Source organism: Streptomyces sp. ISL-1 (genome assembly GCF_018614585.1).
Taxonomy (GTDB): Bacteria; Actinomycetota; Actinomycetes; order Streptomycetales; family Streptomycetaceae; genus Streptomyces; species Streptomyces maoxianensis.
The window spans coordinates 250,020-268,853 of the sequence record NZ_JAGGOI010000007.1; the positions used below are offsets into that span (position 1 = coordinate 250,020).

Sequence of the window (18,834 nt, forward strand, 5' to 3'; positions counted from 1 at the left end):
GTCAACGGAGAGCGCCCGCCGACGGAACGTTCCGTCGGCGGGCGCGAAGAATTTATGGAGCGGTCAGTGGATGATGCCGGTCCGCAGGGCGACGGCCACCATTCCGGCCCGATCACCCGTGCCCAGCTTGCGTGCGATACGGGCGAGGTGGCTTTTGACGGTCAGCGCGGACAGGCCCATCGAGACGCCGATCGCCTTGTTGGACTGGCCTTCCGCGACCAGGCGGAGCACCTCGACCTCACGGCCGGAGAGCTCGCGGTAGCCGCCCGGGTGGCTCGGGGCGCCCGGGGGGCGGCGGTGCATCCGGCCGGCCACGGCGCCGATGGGGGCGGCGCCGGGTCGGGTCGGGTGCCCGATGTTCGTACGTGTGCCGGTGACGACATAGCCCTTGACGCCGCCCGCGAGGGCGTTGCGGACGGCACCGATGTCGTCGGCGGCGGAGAGGGCGAGGCCATTGGGCCAGCCCGCGGCTCGGGTCTCGGACAGGAGGGTCAGCCCGGAACCGTCGGGCAGGTGGACGTCGGCAACGCAGATGTCGCGCGGGTTGCCGACGCGGGGACGGGCCTCCGCGATGGACGACGCTTCGATGACGTCACGCACTCCGAGGGCCCACAGGTGGCGGGTGACGGTGGAGCGGACGCGCGGGTCGGCCACGACGACCATGGCCGTCGGCTTGTTCGGGCGGTAGGCGACCAGGCTTGCGGGCTGCTCGAGAAGAACGGACACCAGGCCTCCTGGGAAGGTGCGGAACGGTGCCGGCTCGGGGGGAAGAAGCCGGGGCGGACCGTGCAGTTAGGGTCACAGACCTCTTCGGCACCGAACCCGTCCGCCTTTAGACAATGATCACGATTTAGTGAGTAACAATTGGGGCAATTCGGACGGGTGATCGATCATCCTACGAGCGAACTGACCGGGGAGGGGGCGTGTGCGTCCGGACGCATATCACGCTCCGACTGCCGGGCCGGGGGGCTCGCCGACGCGTCCCGCGTGTCAGGCCGGCGGCTGCGGCTCGGAGTGCGTCCGTGCGCTCGATCTGCCGGGCCCGGCTGCCGTGGTGTGCCTGAGCGTCAGTCTCGCGGCTGCGGCTCGGAGTGCGTTCGCGCTGAGCCCGCGGGGCGTGGGCTGCCCCGGCGTGTCCCGCGGGTCAGCCTGGCGGCTGCGGCCCGGCCGAGCGCTCGGGGGCGCGATCTGCCCCGGCGTGTCCCGCGCTTCAGTCTCGCGGCTGCGGTCCCCAGCACGTTTCGCGGTAAGCCTCCTCCCGATCCGTGCCCGGTCTTCCGTACGCGGTCCGGATGCATCCCGTGCTCGAACTGTCGGCCACGGTCCCGGCGGTCCTGTGCACGATCTTCCGGCCACGGTCCCGGCGGTCCTGTGCACGAACTGTCGGCCACGGTCCCGGCGGTCCTGTGCACGATCTCTCGGGCACGGTCCGGCGGTCCCGTGCACGTTCCTCCGGGCGCGTGCGCGCCAAGTCTCCCGCGCCCGCTCCGGGCAACTCCCGTGCTCAGTCTCCCTGGTGTCGCCCTGCGCGCGCCGTCACGGCTGCTGCGGGCCCCGCCGCTGTGGAAGCGAGACGACGCCCGTCGCCGCGTCCACCGGACCGGACGGCGACGGCGGCAGCCCGGCGACCTGGCAGAGCAGATCGCACCAGGCCGCGAGATGTGCCGCCGAGTCCGGAACGCCGTCCAGACCCTCGCGCGGGGTCCACGACGCGCGGATCTCGATCTGCGTCGCCGGCCGCCGGTCGGAGAGTCCACCGAAATAGTGAGAACCCGCGCGGGTGACGGTCCCGCTCGCCTCCCCGTACGAAAGCCCGCGCGCCTCCAGCGCGCCCGTCAGCCACGACCAGCAGACCTCGGGCAGGAGCGGATCGGCCGCCATCTCCGGCTCCAGCTCGGCGCGTACCAGCGTCACCAGCCGGAAGGTGCCCTGCCAGGCGTCATGACCGGCCGGATCGTGCAGCAGCACAAGCCGGCCGTCCGCCAGGTCGTCGTCGCCGTCGACGACCGCCGCCTCCAGCGCGTAGGCATGCGGCGCCAGCCGCTGCGGCGGGCGCGTCGGGTCCGCTTCGATCTCGGGGCGCAGCCGCGCGGCCCGCAGCGCTTCGACCGCCAGCCGGAACGCGCGCGGGACGGCATCCCCCTCCGCGCTGTCCTCGTCGTCAGCGCTGTTGGAATGATCGGAAAAATGTCCCTGAGCCGCAGCCATGCGGGGAAGAGTAGGCGGAACGGGGGCTTCGCGCAGGTAGGGACACCCGACCCGGAGCGGCCACTTCAGGTGTACGTGCGAAGATTCTGGGCGTGAGTGCCAATGACCTTCCCCTCGCTCGAGGCTTCGCCCGAGCTGGGGATGCCCCATCCTCGGGCCAGCCGACGCAGACAAACGCGGTCGAAGAATCAGCCTTTCTGAAGGCGTGCAGGCGTGAGCCGGTGCCGCACACGCCGGTCTGGTTCATGCGACAGGCGGGGCGCTCACTGCCCGAGTACCTGAAGGTCCGCGAGGGCATCGGGATGCTCGAGTCCTGCATGCGGCCCGAGCTCGTCGCCGAGATCACGCTGCAGCCGGTACGCCGTCACAAGGTCGACGCGGCGATCTACTTCAGCGACATCGTCGTACCGCTCAAGGCCATCGGCATCGACCTCGACATCAAGCCGGGCGTCGGCCCGGTCGTCGCCGAGCCGATCCGCACCCGCGCCGCCCTGGCACGGCTGCGCGACCTCACGCCCGAGGACGTCTGGTACGTCACCGAGGCGATCGGGCTGCTCACCGGCGAGCTCGGGGCCACCCCGCTCATCGGCTTCGCCGGCGCGCCCTTCACGCTCGCGAGCTACCTCGTCGAGGGCGGGCCCTCGCGCAACCACGAGCACACCAAGGCCCTGATGTACGGCGACCCGCAGCTGTGGGCCGACCTGCTCGACCGGCTCGCGGAGATCACCTCGGCCTTCCTCAAGGTGCAGATCGAGGCCGGTGCCTCGGCGGTGCAGCTCTTCGACTCGTGGGTGGGCGCGCTCGCCCCCGCCGACTACCGGCGCTCGGTGATGCCGGCCTCCGCCAAGGTGCTCGACGCGGTGGCCTCGTACGGCGTGCCGCGAATCCACTTCGGCGTCGGCACCGGCGAACTCCTCGGCCTGATGGGCGAGGCGGGCGCGGACGTCGTCGGCGTCGACTGGCGGGTGCCGCTGGACGAGGCCGCGCGCCGGGTCGGCCCGGGCAAGGCGCTCCAGGGCAACCTCGACCCGGCAGTCCTGTTCTCCACGCAGGAGGCGGTCCGGACGAAGACCCGCGAGGTGCTGGACGCCGCCGCGGGCCTGGAAGGCCATGTGTTCAACCTGGGTCACGGCGTGCTTCCGACGACCGACCCCGACGCCCTGACCCACCTCGTGGAGTACGTGCACGCGCAGACCGCGCGCTGAGGGGAAGAACCCTTGCTTGTTCAAGACCCCCCGGCGTTGACGCTGCCGCGTGCGTCGCCCACCACGACGCCCCAGCGTGCCGGCCGGATATCCGCGCTCGACGGCCTGCGGCTGCTGGCCGCGCTGATGGTGGTGGCCTACCACTACACGGCGCTCTACGGAGGCTGGACGACCCGCGGGGAAGTGCACTTCCCCGCGGCGTTCCCCTTCACCGCCTACGGCTGGCTGGGTGTGGAGTTCTTCTTCCTGATCAGCGGCTTCGTCATCTGCATGAGCTGCTGGGGCAGGTCGCTGGGGGACTTCTTCGTATCCCGGGTGAGCCGGCTGTACCCCGCGTACTGGTTCGCCGTCCTGGCCACCACCGCCGTACTGCTGCTCATACCAGGTGGCCAGAATCCGCTGCCCGTGGCGGACGTGCTGACCAACCTCACCATGCTTCAGGTGCCGCTCGGCGTCCCCAAGGTCGACGGGGTGTACTGGACGCTCTTCGCCGAGCTGCGCTTCTATCTCCTGTTCGCGCTGATGGCGTGGTGGGGGCTGACCTACCGACGCGTGCTGGCCTTCTGCTGCGTCTGGGCCGCGGCGGGCATGCTCTTTGCCAAGTCAGGCGATTCGGTGCTCCAGCTGCTGATCATGCCGGACTACTGCTGGTACTTCATCGCCGGAATGGCCTTCTTCCTGATGTACCGCTTCGGGCCCAACCTGATGCTCACCGGCGTTGTGCTGCTGTGCTTCGGAGCTGCCCTGCCCTCCGCGCACGACACCTGGAGCCGAAGCCTCGGCTACTTCAAGCAGAGCATTCCCTTCTGGCCGGTCGTCGCCGTACTTGCCGTCTGTTTCGGGGCGATGGCCCTGGTCGCGACCGGGAAGCTGGGCTGGATGAAGTGGCGCTGGCTCCCGTATGCCGGGGCGGTCACCTACCCGCTCTACCTGCTGCACCAGGGCATCGGCTGGGAACTCATCAGAGCCGTGGGGGACCGGCTGCCGCCGTACACCGTGCTCGCGTTGGTGACCGGCGGCATGCTGGTGGCCTCCTGGCTGGTGCACCTGCTGATCGAACGACCGGTGACCCGCCTGCTGCGCCGCCGGCTCTCCGGCGCGCTGTCCGAGGCGGTCGCGCGGGGCGAGGGGCGGCTGGGCCCGGCCCGGCGCTGAACCGGAGGCGGGTGCGGTGCCCCGGCCCTGAGGTCTCTACCGGGAGCCCGCCTCGCGGACCGCCGTCGTCGCCTTTCGCGCCGCCACAAGCACCGGGTCCCAGACCGGGGAGAACGGCGGGGCGTAGCCGAGATCCAGGGTCGTCATCTGCTCCACCGTCATCCCCGCGGTCAAGGCGACGGCGGCGATGTCGACGCGCTTGGCCGCGCCCTCGCGGCCGACGATCTGGACGCCGAGGAGCCGGCCCGTACGGCGTTCCGCGAGCATCTTCACCGTCATCCGCGAGGCGTCGGGGTAGTAGCCGGCGCTGCTCGTCGACTCGATCGTGGCCGTGACGTACTGCAGGCCGACCGCGCGGGCGTCCTTCTCGCGCAGGCCGGTGCGGGCGATCTCCAGATCGCAGACCTTGCTGACCGCCGTGCCGACGACGCCGGGGAAGGTCGCGTACCCGCCGCCCGCGTTCGTGCCGATGATCTGGCCGTGCTTGTTGGCGTGCGTGCCCAGCGCGATATGGCGCTCGCGGCCGGAGACCAGGTCGAGCACCTCCACACAGTCACCGCCGGCCCAGATGTTCTCGTAGCCGCGCACCCGCATCGCGAGATCGGTGAGCAGTCCGTCGTACGCACCGAGCGGCAGACCCGCGGCGCGGGCGAGGGTGGTCTCCGGCTCGACGCCGATGCCGAGGATCACCACGTCCGCCGGGTACTCCGCGTTCTCGGTCGCGACGGCGCGGACCCGGCCGTCCCCGCCCGTGAGGATCTTGGTGACCCCGGCGCCGTTCACCGTCGTGATGCCCATCGAGTCCATGGCGGCGTGGACCAGGCGGCCCATGTCGGGATCGAGGGTGGCCATCGGCTGCTCGCCGCGATTGAGGACCGTCACCTCGTAGCCGCGCTTGAGCATCGCCTCCGCCATCTCGACGCCGATGTAGCCGGCTCCCATCACGACCGCGCGCCGCCCACTGGTGCGCGCCAGCGTGTCCAGCAGGGCCTGGCCGTCGTCGAGGGTCTGCACGCCGTGGACGCCCGGCGCGTCGACGCCCGGCAGCGGCGGCCGGACCGGCCGGGCGCCGGTCGCGATCACCAGCTTGTCGAAGCCCGTCCGCGACTCGGCGCCGCTCTCCAGGTCACGGGAGCGAACCCGCCCGCCCGCGACGTCGATCTCCGTCACCTGCGTACGCATCCGCAGCTCGATGCCGCGCTCCCGGTGCTCGGCCGGTGTACGGGCGATCAGGTCGTCGCGCTCGGGCACATCACCGCCGACCCAGTACGGAATCCCGCATGCCGAGAACGAGCTGAAGTGGCCGCGCTCGAACGCGACGATCTCCAGCTCGTCCGGGCCCTTGAGCCTGCGTGCCTGCGATGCGGCGGACATGCCCGCCGCATCGCCCCCGATGACCACCAGTCGCTCCATTGCCATGGGGACACGCTACGGCGCGGGCGGCCGTTCAGTCCTGGCCGGGACCCGGGCCGGCGCCGGCCGCGGGAGCGGGCGCGGCCACCGCGGGCTCAGCCACCGGCCGCCTGGCGAGCCGCGGCCGCAGCACCCAGCGCCACAGCGCGTACAGCACACCGAGGACCGCGGCGAACGGAGCCACCGCGCCCACCGCCACCGCGATCCACCGCCCCGTGGCCACGAGCGCGTCCCAGCCGCCGCCGAGCGCGTCCAGGAAGCTCGGGTCGTCGTCCTTCTCCTTCTGCCCCTTGTCCTCCTTCTCGGAGAGGACCAAGGTGATGGTCGCCAGGGTCGTACGGTCCTTGAGCGCGGCATGCTGGGCGAGCAGCGACTCCAACTGGGCCTGGCGGCTGCTCAGTTGACCCTCCAGCGTGACCACATCGCTGAGTTTCTCGGCCCGGTCCATCAGCGCCCGCACGCGCGCGACGCTCGCCCGCTGCGTCGCGATGCGGCTCTCCACGTCGACGACCTGGTCGGTGACGTCCTTGGCGTCCGCCTTGCGGGAGAGCAACTTTCCGGCGCCCGCCAGCTCCGCCAGGACCGCGTCGTACTTCTCCTGCGGGACGCGCAGGACGACGCGCGAAGCCACATGGGTGTCGTCGATCCGCTCGGTGCTCTCGTTGGAGACATGCCCGCCGGCGCTCGCGGTGGTCCCACGGGCCGCGGCGAGGGCCTTCGGGGCGTCCTCGACCTCCACAGCGAGCTCCGCGGTGCGGATGATGTGGGTCGGCGCCAGGGCGACCGGGTCCTTCGGTTTCGTCTGCTCGGCGCCGGACGACTGCCGGTCGGACTCGTAGCCGGCGCCGGCGCCGGCGTCCTGCGCCGCGGGTTTCGCGATGCCCCCGGCCTTGTCGTCTCCGCTGGACGCGGAGTCGATCCCACTGCATCCCGCAAGAGCGAGTGAAGCAGTGAGAAACAGTGCAGCGACCGTACGGCGTGCACGCATGTCAGCCCCCCAGGGACGGGTGATGAGTCTTGCCCGTTCGACGGACGAGGCCGCGGTGCGGGTTGCCCTTTTCCGGTTCCGAAGCGGTCACGGTCGGGACTCGGTAAGGGATTTGAGAGAGTGGGGGACATGGACACACGTACGGGTCATGTCGTCGTCATCGGTGGCGGCATCGCCGGTCTCGCCGCCGCGCACCGGCTCATCGAGTCGGGGGCGCGCGTCACTCTCCTGGAGGCCACCGACCGCCTCGGCGGCAAGCTCCAGGCGGGCGAGATCGAGGGCGCCCCCGTCGATCTCGGCGCCGAGTCGATGCTCGCCCGCCGCCCCGAAGCGGTCGAACTGGCCCGTGCCGTCGGCCTCGCCGACCGGCTTCAACCGCCCGCCACCGCCTCCGCCTCGGTGTGGACGCGCGATGCGCTGCGCCCGATGCCCAAGGGCCATGTGATGGGCGTGCCGGGCGACCCGGCGGCGCTCGCGGGACTGCTCTCGGCGGAGGGCATCGCCCGTATCGAGCGGGAACGCGACCTCGCGCCGGCGGAGCTCGGTGACGATGTCGCGGTCGGCGCGTACGTCGCCGAGCGCCTCGGCCGCGAGGTCGTGGACCGGCTGGTGGAGCCGCTGCTCGGCGGGGTGTACGCGGGTGACGCGTACCGCATCTCGATGCGCGCCGCCGTCCCCCAGCTCTTCGAGGCGGCGAAGACCCATGACTCGCTGCTCGCAGCCGTACGCGATGTCCAGGCGACGGCCGCCGGGCAGCAGGCCGCCGGGCCGGTCTTCATGGGCATCGAGGGCGGAGTGGGGCAGCTGCCGCGCGCCGTCGCCGACGTCGTACGCGCGGGGGGCGGCGAGATTCTCATGGAGACGCCCGTCCTCGGGCTGACCCGTAGGGCCGACGGCTGGCAGATCCGCACCGACCAGCGCGTCATCGCCGCCGACGGCGTGGTGCTCGCGGCCCCCGCCTGGTCCGCGTCCGCGCTGCTCGCCGCCGAATCCCCGGCCGCCGCCGCGGAGCTCGGACGCATCGAGTACGCCTCGATGGCGCTGGTGACCATGGCCTTCCGGCGTACGGACCTGGCCGGCATGCCGGAAGGCAGCGGCTTCCTGGTGCCGCCCGTGGACGGCCGCACGATCAAGGCGTCCACCTTCTCCACCCGCAAGTGGGGGTGGGTCGACAAGGGTTCCCCCGGCCTCTTTGTGCTGCGCACCTCGATCGGACGCTACGGCGAGGAGGAACACCTGCACCGCGAGGACGCCGAGCTCGTCGACGTATCCCTGCGCGACCTGGGCGAAGCCACCGGACTCGCGGCCCGGCCCGTCGCCACCGAGGTGACCCGGTGGATCGGCGGACTGCCGCAGTACCCCGTGGGGCATCTCGCGCGGGTCGACCGGATCCGCGACGAGGTCGCCAAACTGCCCGGCCTCAGGGTCTGCGGGGCGGCCTACGACGGCGTCGGTATCCCCGCCTGCATCGCCAGTGCCCGGCGCGCGGCCGACGAGATCCTCGCCACGCCCACCCTGGCGCGGGGCACTGATCGCGGCGCGGGAGAATAGCCCTATGAGTGCGCCCGAAAAGATTCCGAACGCAGGCAAGAAGGCCAAGGACCTCAATGAGGTCATCCGGTACACGCTGTGGTCCGTCTTCAAACTGCGCGATGTGCTCCCCGGTGACGCGGACCGTGCCGGCTACGCCGACGAGGTCCAGGAGCTGTTCGACCAGCTCGCCGCCAAGGACGTCACCGTGCGCGGCACGTACGACGTGTCCGGGCTCCGCGCCGACGCCGACGTCATGATCTGGTGGCACGCCGAGACCGCGGACGAGCTGCAGGAGGCGTACAACCTCTTCCGCCGTACCAGGCTCGGCCGCGCGCTGGAGCCGGTCTGGTCGAACATGGCGCTGCACCGCCCCGCCGAGTTCAACAAGTCGCACATCCCGGCCTTCCTGGCCGACGAGACGGCACGCAACTATGTCTCGGTCTACCCCTTCGTGCGCTCCTACGACTGGTACCTGCTGCCCGACGAGGACCGCCGCAGGATGCTCGCCGACCACGGCAAGATGGCCCGCGGCTACCCGGACGTCCGCGCCAACACGGTGGCGTCGTTCTCGCTCGGCGACTACGAGTGGCTGCTCGCCTTCGAGGCCGACGAGCTCTACCGCATCGTCGACCTGATGCGTCATCTGCGCGCCTCCGAGGCGCGTATGTACGTCCGCGAAGAGGTCCCGTTCTACACGGGCCGCCGCAAGTCGGTCGCGGAGCTGGTGGCGGGGCTCGCGTAAAGCGGGCTCGGTCACAAAGCCCGATGGCCGGGTCCGCGTGATGCGGACCCGGCCGACCCCCGACCCGGAAGATCAGACGACGTGCGGCAGCCGCGGGGTTGCCGCGTGCCGTTCCAGCGACACCGGGTCCGGCTCCGGGTGCGGCGCGCACGATGCGCGCCGCACCGGCGTCTCGCCGTGCAGCAGGTAGTTCTCCAGGTAGGCGTTGACGCACTGGTTGTTGCCGCCGCCGATGCCGTGTGTGCCGGCGTCCTCCTCGGTGATCAGCACGGAGCCTTTCAGCCGCCGCTGCAGTTCACGCGCCCCTTCGTACGGCGTCGCCGCGTCCCGCTCGGCGGCCAGGATGAGCGTCGGCGGCAGCGCACCCCGCTTGGTACGCACGTCCAGCGGCTGCTGCCGGGGCGCCGGCCAGTAGGCGCACGGCAGGTTCATCCAGACGTTGTCCCAGGTCTCGAAGGGCGCGATGCGCGCGAGCTTGGTGTTGTCGCGGTCCCACACCTCCCAGTCGGTGGGCCAGGGTGCGTCATTGCACTCGACCGCGGTGTACACGGCGTTGCCGTTCTCCGCCTTGTCCGCCTGCTCCGGCCGCGGCGCGGCCTGCTCGACCAGCGGCTTCTCGTCGCCCTTCAGATACGCGGCCAGCGCGCCGGCGCGAAGCGGCCAGTAGTCGTCGTGGTAGCCGGTCGCCAGGAATGCCGCGTGGAGCTGGCCGGGGCCGACTTTGCCGCCCGCCGGCTCCAGGGCGAGCTGGGCGCGTGCCTGCTCGTAACTCCTTGCCACCTCCTCGGGCGTGGCGCCCAGATGGTACGTCTGGTCGTGCTTGGCGACCCAGGCCCGGAAGTCCGCCCAGCGGCTCTCGAAGGCGAACGACTGGGCGAGGTTGCTGCGGTACCAGATCCGGCCCGGGTCCGGGTTGACCGCCGAGTCGAAGACCATGCGGCGCACATGGGAGGGGAAGAGGGTCGCGTACAGCGCGCCGAAGTACGTGCCGTACGAGGCGCCCATGAAGGTCAGCTGTGGCTGGCGCAGCGCCGCCCGCAGCACATCCAGGTCGCGGGCGTTGTTCAGCGAGGTGTAGTGCCGCAGCGCCGGGCCCGCGTTGCGAGCGCAGCCCTGCGCATACGCCTGCGCCTGCGCGATCCGCTCCTTCTTGTACGAGGGGGAGGGGTGCACCGGCGCCAGGGTGGGCGCCCTGGTGAAGTCGGCCGAGTCCTGGCAGGACAGCGGGGCGGAGCGGCCGACCCCGCGCGGGGAGTAACCGACGATGTCGTACGCCTGGGCGATCCGCTTCCACTCGGGGAGCTCGGCGGCCAGCGGGAAGTACATGCTGGAGGCGCCGGGGCCACCGGGGTTGTAGACGAACGCGCCCTGGTGCTCGGCCGGCTTGCCGCTCGCCTTCACGCGGCTGACGGTCAGGGAGATCTGCCGGCCCAGGGGATCGGCGTAGTCGAGCGGGACTTTGACCGTGCCGCACTGGATGGGGGAGGGCAGCATCTCGGCCTTGGGGCAGTGTCCGAAGGAGATCCCGGCGGCGGCCGCGCGCTCGGCGGCGACGGTCGTGCCGTACGACTCGGCTTCGGCGGTCGTGCCGTACGACTCGGCTTCGGCGGTGGTGGTGCCGCCTGCCGGGGCGATGGCCAGCGCGGAGATGACCAAGGAACTGAGGCTCGTGACGGCCCCGTACATCGCAACTGCTCGCATCGCGTTCCCTTCGTGCGGAAGGCGGCCGTGAGGCCACGGGACGAAAGGGATCCTTGGTGGGGCAATTGACGATGTAAAGGACCAATGTTCGGTGTCGGGGTCAATGACTCCGATGCGCCATGCGGTGGCTCCTCAGCGCCGCCCGCAGGTCCGGATCGTCGAGCGCGCCGACGCCGTGCACGGCGACGGCGGTGAGCGTGTCCTTGGTGGAGAGCGCGCCGAGGAGACGCCGGCCGTCGGGCGAGGCCCAACGCGTGTACGGATGCACCTCGATCCGCGCGATGGCCAGACAGCCCAGGGTGAGCAGGAGGGGGAGCGCGAACCAGGCGAGGACCGGGCCGCTCCCGCCCTGCTCCTGAGGGAGCGTCAGAACAGTGGCGGCCGCCAGCGCGACGGTGAGCACGGTCGCGCCCTGGACGGCCCGCACGGCGGCGGCGACGCCCGATCTGGCCGCGTCCGGGACGGCGAGGCCGGCGCTGACGAGCCGGTCGGCCAGGGCCCGCACCGCGTCGGCGGCGGACGCGGCGGCCCGCACCGCTGCTGTCCGGGCCTGGCCCGCGGGTCCTATCGCGCCGATGACCGAGCGCTCCAGGTCGTCCTCGCCCTCCGGGTCGACGACCGTGGCCCAGCCGGTGCGCGCGAGCAGCAGTCTGCGGCCGCGGTGCATCGAGACGAGCGTGAGCTCCGTGACCCGGTGCGGGCCGCCGGCCAGGAAGGCGGCCTCGTACAGGCTCAACTCCCCCTTCGCGCTTGTTCCTTCGGGTACGGGGCGAGCGGCTTCGACGGCGGCGAGGCAGAGCCGGCCGCAGCTGATGCCCGCCGCGGCCCAGGCCACCAGTAGGAAGAGGACCCAGAACATGGCCGAGTTCTACGCGAGACGGCCGCCGTCGCGCCATGGGTTGTTCACGATACGGAACGTGGCGTTATCGGTTCGTGACGTCGGCGCGGGGGCGGGAGGCCGCGGGCGGCAGCGGGAACGACGGTGCAGGGGTGGGGGTGACGGGATCCGCGGGCGGCGGTGTCACGCCCGGGGCGGGCGGCGGCGGTCCGGTGGGACTCGCGGTCGCCGTCGCGGCGGAGTCGTCGGCGATGGCGTCGTAGTCGACCAGGCCGGTCGCCTCCAGGACCTTGATGTGGTCGAGGACAGTGGTGTTGGCGTCGTTCGCGAGTTCGCGCACCAGGGTGTTGCGGGTGCTGTTGCGGATGTCGGCGACGAGGGAGAAGACCTTGCCGTGGGCGCGGCGAAGGATGTTGGCGAACTTGGTCTCGTACTCCCGGCCCCGGGCCTCGGTGAACTCCTTGAGCCAGCCCTGCTGTTGGGCGGTTGGCTGGTTCGGCAGCTCCATGCTGAGCCGGGCCGCGACCTCGCGGACGCGGGCGTCGAGATAGGTGTGGCCCTCGACGAGATGCTCGCCGGCCACCTTGACCGCGGTGGTGGGTGCGCGGCCGACGGCCTGCTGACCCGCGGGGAGCTCCCACAGCCCGGCGAGTCTGACCCGGACGACGAAGTCCCGGTCGGCGGCGGTGAGCGGGCCCCACTGTGTGGGGACGGAACCGGCTCTGAGGTTGGCCCGGCCCGTGCCGGAGCGGTCGTCGTACGACCAGATCGGGAAGAGGATCGCGGCGATGGTCGCCGTCAGGGCGACGACGACCAGGCCGGTGCCGGTGAGGGAACGCATGGGGCCTCCTGCGTGCGGTCCAGCACGCTAGTCGGCCCCGGCGTGATCCTGTGGGGTGTTGCGGGAAGTGTGAGGTGGGCGGTCCGGCAAGAGGCTTGAGGCGGTGTCGCGGTGGCCTTGCGGTGGCCTTGCGCGGGGGAGGGTTTGCGGTTGCCTTGCCTTGCGGCGGTCAGGAGCTGCTGCTGCCGCCTCCGCAACTGGAGCCGCCCGAGGATCCGCCGCAGCTGGAACCTCCTGACGACCCACCGCAGCTGGAGCCGCCGGACGAACCACCGCAGCTCGATCCCCCGCCCGATCCACCGCCTGTGCCGCAACTGGAGCTGCCGCAGCCGGATCCCGGGCTCGACCCGGCGCACCACACCGCCGCAGAGCCCGAGTAGGACGACGAGTAGCTGTCCGTGCGGGCCACCGGGATCCTGGCCGCCGCGGTCAGCTGTGCCTGGAGCGCCGGATCCGGCACTCCGCGCAGACCCCGCGCCGCGACGAGATGAGCCGCCGAGTACACCTGGGCGTAGTGCGCCAGGTACGAGCGCAGGGCGTGCTGCCCGGCCGTGGTGATCCGCCGCCGGGCGCGGCCCCCCATCATCAACCCGATCACGATGCCCGCGATCAGGGCCGGCAGAACCATCGCGATGAACGGCGGGCCAAAGTCCGCCGGTGCGTCGTCCTGGACGAAGCTGAAGATGGTCAGACCGAAGGAGATGGGCAGCCCGACGAAGCAGAGGAAGCCCTGGGTGTAGCCCCACACCGTCAGCCCCCGGTTCAGCCCGGGCGGCGTCATCAGCCCGCGGGCGGCGAGTCCGTCGCCGATCTCCTGCACGGCGGGGTGACGCATCACCGCGAGGCGCACGGTGTGCAGCGCGCCGCTCGGGGCGGCGGCCAGCTGCTCGAACACCGCCCGCTCCACCGGGTCGTGGGCGAGGGCATGTCGTACGGAGACGATGCCCGGGCCGCCGATGACCAGCCGGCCGTCCGCGTGCATGGCGGCGAGCGCGGCGTCGGCGACGCGGGCGGGTCCGCCGCCGAGGAAGGCCGCCTCGTAGACGTGGTGGATCTGTCCGGCGCCGGCCGGGTGGCGGGGCCGGGACGCGGAGGCCCGGACGATCAGCGCGGCGGACGAGGCTCCGATGGCGAGGTACACGAAAACGGCGAGAAGAACCATGCCGCTCACCGCCTGACGAGCGCGGCGCGGGCCGCACGGACGAGCCGGGTGCCCCGGCGCGGTGGATGGGCTGCGGCGCGCTCCTCCCACCAACAGGTGAGCAGGCGGCGGGTGTTGTCGTCATCGGGACGCCCGGCGACGAGCAGCTGCTCGGCGAAGTCGAGGGCGTCGCGGCGGTAACCGGCGTGCATGGGGCGGCCCTTGGCGTACGCGAGAAACGCGGGGCGGTAACCGTCGCCGAGGATCTCGGGCAGCTCCGGGGCGACCTTGGCCACGACGTCGGCGCGCTTGGCGGCCAGCGCGCGGCTCTGGACGTGCAGGCGCTGTGAGTCGAAGCCTTCGGGAGCGGGGGTGCCGGCGACGAGAGCGGAAAGAAGGGCGGCTTGTGAGAGCGCGACGCCCTCGCGGGCGTCGGGTGAGCCGCTCTCCGTCGGCGCGTGCACCACCGGGGCGGTGTGCGGCCGGGCGGGCGCGCCCGCGATCCGGGGCCGGGCGCCCGGCCCTTCTGGCACGCGGGCTTCTCCGCCCCGAACGCCCCGCTGCCCCGCTACCCTCCCTCGGATCGTCGTCAACTCCGCCGCCAGCTCCTCCTCGGCCGGGAAGTCGTCGTCGCGCTCCAGCAGCACCCCGGGCGGGGACACCCGTGCCCGCAGGTCCGAGAGGATGTCCAGGATCGGCTCCGTGACCGGGTGCGCGTGGGTGTCGTGCCAGATGCCGTCGCGTTCGGTGCCGCCCGCCACGTGGACGTACGCGATCGCCTCGACCGGGAGTTCGTCGAGTGCCGTCGCCGGGTTCTCGCCGCGGTTGACATGGTTCGTGTGGAGGTTGGCCACGTCGATCAGGAGGCCCACGCCCGTCCGCTCGACCAGCTCCGCCAGGAACTGGCCCTCCGTGAGCTCCTCGCCGGGCCAGCAGATCAGCGCCGCGATGTTCTCCAGTGCCAGCGGCACCGGCAGGGAGTCCTGTGCGATGCGGACGTTCTCGCAGAGCACCTTCAGTGCGTCCCAGGTGCGCGGCACCGGCAGCAGGTGGCCCGCCTCCAGCTGCGGGGACGCGGTGAGCACGCCGCCTGCCCGTACGAACGCGATGTGTTCGGTGACCAGGGGCGCGCCCAGCGCGGTCGCCCGCTCCGCCAGGTCCGCGAGCCGCTGGGCGGAGGGGCGGTCCGCGCCGCCCAGGCCCAGTGAGACGCCGTGCGGGACGATCCGCGTGCCGCGTGAGCGCAGCCGGCTCAGCGCGGCGGGCAGATGGCCCGGGCAGATGTTCTCCGCGACGACCTCGACCCAGTCGACGCCTGGCAGCTCCTCCACCGCGTCAGCGATTTCCGGACGCCAGCCGATGCCGATACCGAGTTCCATCGGTTTCCCCCTCCTCTGCGCCGTTTGACGGTGCGTGCAGAGCTCATGGCCCCGTCGGACAGCGGCGAACCCAGAGGAGGGGACGTTCAGAGCTTGATTTGAGGTTCCGGCGCGGCTGCGGCGGTCCCGGCCGGTTGCGGCGGTCCCGGAAAGGATCCGGGACCGCCGGCGTTACGGACGGTTCGTGTTGATCGCCGTCGGCGGTCCCGGCTGCGTGGACGGCCGCGAGGTGAAGGACTGGTCCTGTCCGGACGGCGACGCCGGCACCGGCTGCGGCGGCAGGTTGCCGTTCGGCGGCGGCGGACCCGTCGGGCTGGCCGTCGCCCCGCCCGCCGCCTCGTTGGCGATCGCGTCGAAGTCGACCATCCCGGTCCCCTCCAGCATGGTGATGTGGTCCAGCACCGTCTGGTTCGCGTCGCTCGCCAGCTGACGTATCAGCGTGTTCCGGGTGGTGTGCCGGACCTGCGCGATGGCCGAGAAGACCTTGCCGTGCGCGTTGCGCAGGAGATTGGCGAACTTCCGCTCGTACTCCTGCCCGCTCGCCGCCGACAGCTCCCGCAGCCACGCCTGCTGCTGCTCGGTCGGCTGGTTCGGCAGCTCGACGCCCAGCTTCGCCGCCACATCGCGCGCCCGCTTGTCGAGGTCGGTGTGGCCCACCACGAGGTGGTCGCCCGCGTCCTTGATCGCCTTGCTGGGCGCGCGCTCGATCGCCTGCTGCCCGGCGGGCAGCTCCCATAGCCCGGCCAGCCTGACCTTCACCAGCAGATCGCGGTCCGCCGCGGACAGCGGACCCCACTGCGTCGCCACGCTCGAGGCGTTGAGATTGTCCTGACCGGTGCCGGAACGGTCCGCGTACGACCACATGGGGAACGCGAGTGCGCCTACCGTGGCGACCAGAGCCGCGATGATGAGAGCCGTCCCGTTGATGCGCCGCAACAAAGTGCCTCCAGAACCGATGAGTTTTGGCAACCAACCGCCAACCAAATAAGCGACAACCTACTCGGCGGTACTGAGAGGTACGTAGCGTGGGTCCCCAGCGTTCAACCGCGCAGCGAAGGATGATCGGCGACCACCGTGCACGACCCCGGAGCGATCTCCGTGAACCCGGCGTCCCGAACCACCGGCAGGCCGCTGACCGTGAGTTTCCGCCAGCGCGCGGGATCCGCGGTGCGCACGGAGAGCGGGAAACCGGCCTCGCGCCACGCCTTGCGGTCCGCCTCCGACAGCTCCCACCAGGCCAGTTGGGCGCCGTGTCCGGCCTGCGCCATCGCCTTGCCCGCCGACATGCCCACATCCGGGCTCAGCCACAGCACGGGGCCCGCGAGGTCGGGCGCGGCCGGCGGCTCGGGGTCGTCCAGATCCGTGCCCGAGACCTGGAGCTTGGCCAGCTCCTTGGGCCAGCCGTCCAGCGGGACGGGCGGAAAGACCCGTACCTCGGCGGTGTCGCCCGTCATCGTGATGCCGGGCAGCGCCCCGGCCTTGCGCCACTCCGCGCCGCGCGCCCGCCGCACCACCTTGCGGATCCGGGCGTCCTGCCAGTCCCGCATCGACTGCGCCCACTCGCCGTCGCCCGCCGACCGCTCGTCGCTCAGGATGTCGAGCACGGCGCGGGCCGCGGTTTCCAGCGCGTCGGTACGGGACGGGGGTTCGGCCTTCTCGATGCGCACCACCAGCGGAAGCACGAACTGCGGGGCTTCGTCGCGTGCGGTGTTCTCGTGCCGGAACGGACCCTCGGCGGGACTGTCGGCGGGACAGTCGGCGGGACTGTCGGCGAGACTGGCGGGGCGGGTTTCTTCGCTGCTCACACCGCAAGTCTGCCAGCGCTGCCGTCCTGGCCGGTCCGGGCTGTTGGCGGAACGGGTGCCTCCGGGACACGATGCACACCATGAAAAGTGATCTCTTCGCCACCGAGAACATGGCGCAGCCGGCCACCGTGCCCGGCATGACGCTGCAGAACGCCAAGTCGATCAAGTACGCCGTCAATGGCGAAATGCACGCGCGACAGGGATCGATGATCGCCTTCCGCGGCAATCTTCAGTTCGAGCGCAAGGGCCAGGGCATAGGCGGCATGCTCAAGCGCGCCGTCACCGGTGAGGGCCTGGCGCTGATGGCGGTGCGTGGCCAGGGCGAGGCATGGTTCGCCCACGAGGCCGCCAACTGCTTCATCGTCGACATCGACCAGGGCGACTCGCTCACCATCAACGGCCGCAACGTCCTGTGTTTCGACGCCACCCTCTCGTACGAGATCAAGACGGTGAAGGGCGCCGGCATGTCCGGCGGCGGTCTCTTCAACAGCCTCTTCACCGGCTACGGAAAGCTCGGCGTCATCTGCGAGGGCAACCCCATCGTGATACCCGTCACCGCCGCGCAGCCGGTGTACGTCGACACGGACGCGGTCGTCGGCTGGAGCGCCCAGCTGAACACCTCCCTGCACCGCTCCCAGTCCGTGGGCTCGATGATCCGCGGCGGCTCGGGCGAGGCGGTCCAGCTGATGCTCCAGGGCGAGGGATTCGTGATCGTACGACCCAGCGAGCTCACGCCGCAGAAGGCGTCGGCCAGCTGAGACCGCGATGTGGCGCGGGCGGCGCCGGTTAACCTCGGACGTATGGACGAGTCGAACGGGTCGCACGAGCCGTACTGCGGGCCGCCGGCCCCCGCGCCGAGGGAGGCCGACGGCCCGCGCTTTGCCAACTGCGTGCTGTGCCGGAAGCCGACGGAGTATCCGGAGTCGGTCAAGGGCCCAACGCTCTGCCCGGTATGCGAATGGCAGGAGGCCCAGCGCACCGCGTGCTCCGGCTGAGTCCTGTTCCTAGCCGCGCATGAGGTCGGAGACCTTCACAAAGCGGTAGCCGCGCCGCCGCAGCTCGGGGACGATCCGGCGGACCGCCTGCTCGGTGACGGGGGCCGCGCTGCGCGTGCAGTGCATCACCACCAGGGACCCCGGCCGCACTCCCGCGAGCACCTGCTCGGCCACCGCGTCCGCGTTCGTCGCGAAGGCGTCGCCACTGACGACGTCCCACTGGACAGCGGTCACCTTCGCCGGAGCGATGGCGCGCAGGGCCGCGTCGTTGTAACAGCCGCCGGGGAAGCGGAAGTACGGCACCACTTTGCGCACCCCGGCCTTCTTGAACGCGGCGAAGGCCCGGTCCAACTCGGTCCGCATGTCGTTCTTGGCGACCACCGGCAGGCCGTAGCAGGGGGATTTGAAGGCGTAGTGGCTGTACGAGTGGTTGGCGACCTCGAAGAGCGGGTCGCTGCCGATCGACTTCGCCTGGCCGGGGTACTCCTCGGCCCAGCGGCCTGTCATGAAGACCGTCGACGGTACTTTCAGTTTCCGCAGCGAGGCGATCAGAGCGGGGTTGTCGAAGTGCTCGCCGCGGGCGGCTCGCGGCCCCTGATCGGCCGTCATGTCGGCGTCGAAGGTGAGCGCGACAGTCTTGGACTTCGCTCTTGGTGCGCGCTCGAAAACGGGCGTCAGGGCGGGAGTCTTCTCTTCGGCCTTGTCGACCGGCTTCCCGGGCCTGGGCGAGACGGGCGCGGCCGTCCTGCCGGGAGAGGCCTTCTCCGAACCGTTGTCACAGCCGACGAGCAGGGTGCCCATGGCGGCTACGGCCATGAGTCTTCGTACGAAAGTTGTCACTGGCGGAAGCTATCCGATCGAGCGCCGACGACCTCGATGACAGGCCGTCA

The 18,834-nt window shown here is 71.5% G+C and carries 18 protein-coding genes; 6 read left to right on the top strand and 12 right to left on the bottom strand.

The window, feature by feature from the left end; translation table 11 throughout:
• Nucleotides 1-63 precede the first annotated feature (63 nt).
• A complete protein-coding gene (locus J7E87_RS06465) occupies nucleotides 64-726 on the bottom strand; it encodes a response regulator transcription factor (RefSeq protein WP_215090828.1) in 663 nt (220 codons plus the stop codon).
• A gap of 810 nt (nucleotides 727-1,536) precedes the next feature.
• The gene (locus J7E87_RS06470) at nucleotides 1,537-2,208 is read right to left on the bottom strand and encodes a DUF3000 domain-containing protein (RefSeq protein ID WP_215090830.1); all 672 of its coding nucleotides are present in this window, start codon (nucleotides 2,206-2,208) and stop codon (nucleotides 1,537-1,539) included.
• 197 nt (nucleotides 2,209-2,405) lie between these two features.
• Between J7E87_RS06470 and hemE the strand changes: the two genes are divergently transcribed.
• Both hemE and J7E87_RS06480 read left to right on the top strand, forming a co-directional pair.
• A complete protein-coding gene (hemE, locus tag J7E87_RS06475) occupies nucleotides 2,406-3,413 on the top strand; it encodes a uroporphyrinogen decarboxylase (protein WP_215091277.1) in 1,008 nt (335 codons plus the stop codon).
• Nucleotides 3,414-3,449: 36 nt separating this feature from the next.
• Entirely contained in the window at nucleotides 3,450-4,568 is a 1,119-nt protein-coding gene (locus J7E87_RS06480; RefSeq protein WP_251017018.1) for an acyltransferase, read from the top strand.
• Between the two features lie 36 nt (nucleotides 4,569-4,604).
• Here J7E87_RS06480 and J7E87_RS06485 read toward each other — a convergent pair whose 3' ends face one another.
• Both J7E87_RS06485 and J7E87_RS06490 read right to left on the bottom strand, forming a co-directional pair.
• Nucleotides 4,605-5,987, bottom strand: coding sequence for an FAD-dependent oxidoreductase (locus J7E87_RS06485; RefSeq protein WP_215090832.1), 1,383 nt, complete (start codon nucleotides 5,985-5,987; stop codon nucleotides 4,605-4,607).
• A 28-nt stretch (nucleotides 5,988-6,015) separates the two neighbouring features.
• On the bottom strand, nucleotides 6,016-6,969 hold the full coding sequence (locus tag J7E87_RS06490; protein ID WP_215090834.1) for a DUF4349 domain-containing protein: 954 nt from the start codon (nucleotides 6,967-6,969) through the stop codon (nucleotides 6,016-6,018).
• A gap of 129 nt (nucleotides 6,970-7,098) precedes the next feature.
• Here J7E87_RS06490 and hemG point away from each other — a divergent pair, with 129 nt between their 5' ends.
• Complete coding sequence (gene hemG, locus J7E87_RS06495) at nucleotides 7,099-8,520, top strand: protoporphyrinogen oxidase (protein WP_215090836.1); 1,422 nt, start codon at nucleotides 7,099-7,101, stop codon at nucleotides 8,518-8,520.
• A gap of 4 nt (nucleotides 8,521-8,524) precedes the next feature.
• Nucleotides 8,525-9,244: a hydrogen peroxide-dependent heme synthase gene (gene hemQ, locus J7E87_RS06500; protein WP_215090838.1), complete on the top strand. Its 720-nt coding sequence runs from the start codon at nucleotides 8,525-8,527 to the stop codon at nucleotides 9,242-9,244.
• Between the two features lie 72 nt (nucleotides 9,245-9,316).
• Here hemQ and J7E87_RS06505 read toward each other — a convergent pair whose 3' ends face one another.
• From J7E87_RS06505 to J7E87_RS06535, 7 genes are all read right to left on the bottom strand, one after another.
• The gene (locus J7E87_RS06505) at nucleotides 9,317-10,945 is read right to left on the bottom strand and encodes an alpha/beta hydrolase (RefSeq protein WP_215090840.1); all 1,629 of its coding nucleotides are present in this window, start codon (nucleotides 10,943-10,945) and stop codon (nucleotides 9,317-9,319) included.
• Between the two features lie 100 nt (nucleotides 10,946-11,045).
• Nucleotides 11,046-11,804, bottom strand: a complete 759-nt coding sequence (locus tag J7E87_RS06510) for a TIGR04222 domain-containing membrane protein (RefSeq protein ID WP_215090843.1) — start codon at nucleotides 11,802-11,804, stop codon at nucleotides 11,046-11,048.
• 64 nt (nucleotides 11,805-11,868) lie between these two features.
• Nucleotides 11,869-12,624 carry a DUF4142 domain-containing protein gene (locus tag J7E87_RS06515; RefSeq protein ID WP_215090845.1) on the bottom strand — a complete coding sequence of 252 codons (756 nt, stop codon included), beginning with the start codon at nucleotides 12,622-12,624 and terminating at the stop codon, nucleotides 11,869-11,871.
• Nucleotides 12,625-12,793: 169 nt separating this feature from the next.
• The gene (locus J7E87_RS06520) at nucleotides 12,794-13,786 is read right to left on the bottom strand and encodes a TIGR04222 domain-containing membrane protein (protein WP_215090847.1); all 993 of its coding nucleotides are present in this window, start codon (nucleotides 13,784-13,786) and stop codon (nucleotides 12,794-12,796) included.
• Nucleotides 13,787-13,791: 5 nt separating this feature from the next.
• On the bottom strand, nucleotides 13,792-15,144 hold the full coding sequence (locus tag J7E87_RS06525) for a DUF692 domain-containing protein (RefSeq protein WP_215090849.1): 1,353 nt from the start codon (nucleotides 15,142-15,144) through the stop codon (nucleotides 13,792-13,794).
• Nucleotides 15,145-15,315: 171 nt separating this feature from the next.
• Nucleotides 15,316-16,080 carry a DUF4142 domain-containing protein gene (locus J7E87_RS06530; RefSeq protein ID WP_215090851.1) on the bottom strand — a complete coding sequence of 255 codons (765 nt, stop codon included), beginning with the start codon at nucleotides 16,078-16,080 and terminating at the stop codon, nucleotides 15,316-15,318.
• 104 nt (nucleotides 16,081-16,184) lie between these two features.
• The gene (locus tag J7E87_RS06535) at nucleotides 16,185-16,949 is read right to left on the bottom strand and encodes an aminoacyl-tRNA hydrolase (protein ID WP_215090854.1); all 765 of its coding nucleotides are present in this window, start codon (nucleotides 16,947-16,949) and stop codon (nucleotides 16,185-16,187) included.
• Nucleotides 16,950-17,029: 80 nt separating this feature from the next.
• Here J7E87_RS06535 and J7E87_RS06540 point away from each other — a divergent pair, with 80 nt between their 5' ends.
• Nucleotides 17,030-17,707, top strand: coding sequence for an AIM24 family protein (locus J7E87_RS06540; RefSeq protein ID WP_215090856.1), 678 nt, complete (start codon nucleotides 17,030-17,032; stop codon nucleotides 17,705-17,707).
• 42 nt (nucleotides 17,708-17,749) lie between these two features.
• Entirely contained in the window at nucleotides 17,750-17,944 is a 195-nt protein-coding gene (locus J7E87_RS06545; protein WP_215090858.1) for a hypothetical protein, read from the top strand.
• A gap of 9 nt (nucleotides 17,945-17,953) precedes the next feature.
• On the opposite strand, the gene J7E87_RS06550 is transcribed toward J7E87_RS06545, so the two are convergent.
• On the bottom strand, nucleotides 17,954-18,745 hold the full coding sequence (locus J7E87_RS06550; protein WP_374195148.1) for a polysaccharide deacetylase family protein: 792 nt from the start codon (nucleotides 18,743-18,745) through the stop codon (nucleotides 17,954-17,956).
• Nucleotides 18,746-18,834 lie beyond the last annotated feature (89 nt).

Bases quoted from the DNA above. Each gene is read 5' to 3' on its own strand.
- J7E87_RS06470 (WP_215090830.1), bottom strand. From the start codon at position 2,208: ATGGCTGCGGCTCAGGGACATTTTTCCGATCATTCCAACAGCGCTGAC.
- J7E87_RS06485 (WP_215090832.1), bottom strand. From the start codon at position 5,987: ATGGCAATGGAGCGACTGGTGGTCATCGGGGGCGATGCGGCGGGCATG.
- J7E87_RS06490 (WP_215090834.1), bottom strand. From the start codon at position 6,969: ATGCGTGCACGCCGTACGGTCGCTGCACTGTTTCTCACTGCTTCACTC.
- hemG (WP_215090836.1), top strand. From the start codon at position 7,099: ATGGACACACGTACGGGTCATGTCGTCGTCATCGGTGGCGGCATCGCC.
- hemQ (WP_215090838.1), top strand. From the start codon at position 8,525: ATGAGTGCGCCCGAAAAGATTCCGAACGCAGGCAAGAAGGCCAAGGAC.
- J7E87_RS06505 (WP_215090840.1), bottom strand. From the start codon at position 10,945: ATGCGAGCAGTTGCGATGTACGGGGCCGTCACGAGCCTCAGTTCCTTG.
- J7E87_RS06510 (WP_215090843.1), bottom strand. From the start codon at position 11,804: ATGTTCTGGGTCCTCTTCCTACTGGTGGCCTGGGCCGCGGCGGGCATC.
- J7E87_RS06515 (WP_215090845.1), bottom strand. From the start codon at position 12,624: ATGCGTTCCCTCACCGGCACCGGCCTGGTCGTCGTCGCCCTGACGGCG.
- J7E87_RS06520 (WP_215090847.1), bottom strand. From the start codon at position 13,786: ATGGTTCTTCTCGCCGTTTTCGTGTACCTCGCCATCGGAGCCTCGTCC.
- J7E87_RS06525 (WP_215090849.1), bottom strand. From the start codon at position 15,144: ATGGAACTCGGTATCGGCATCGGCTGGCGTCCGGAAATCGCTGACGCG.
- J7E87_RS06540 (WP_215090856.1), top strand. From the start codon at position 17,030: ATGAAAAGTGATCTCTTCGCCACCGAGAACATGGCGCAGCCGGCCACC.
- J7E87_RS06545 (WP_215090858.1), top strand. From the start codon at position 17,750: ATGGACGAGTCGAACGGGTCGCACGAGCCGTACTGCGGGCCGCCGGCC.
- J7E87_RS06550 (WP_374195148.1), bottom strand. From the start codon at position 18,745: ATGGGCACCCTGCTCGTCGGCTGTGACAACGGTTCGGAGAAGGCCTCT.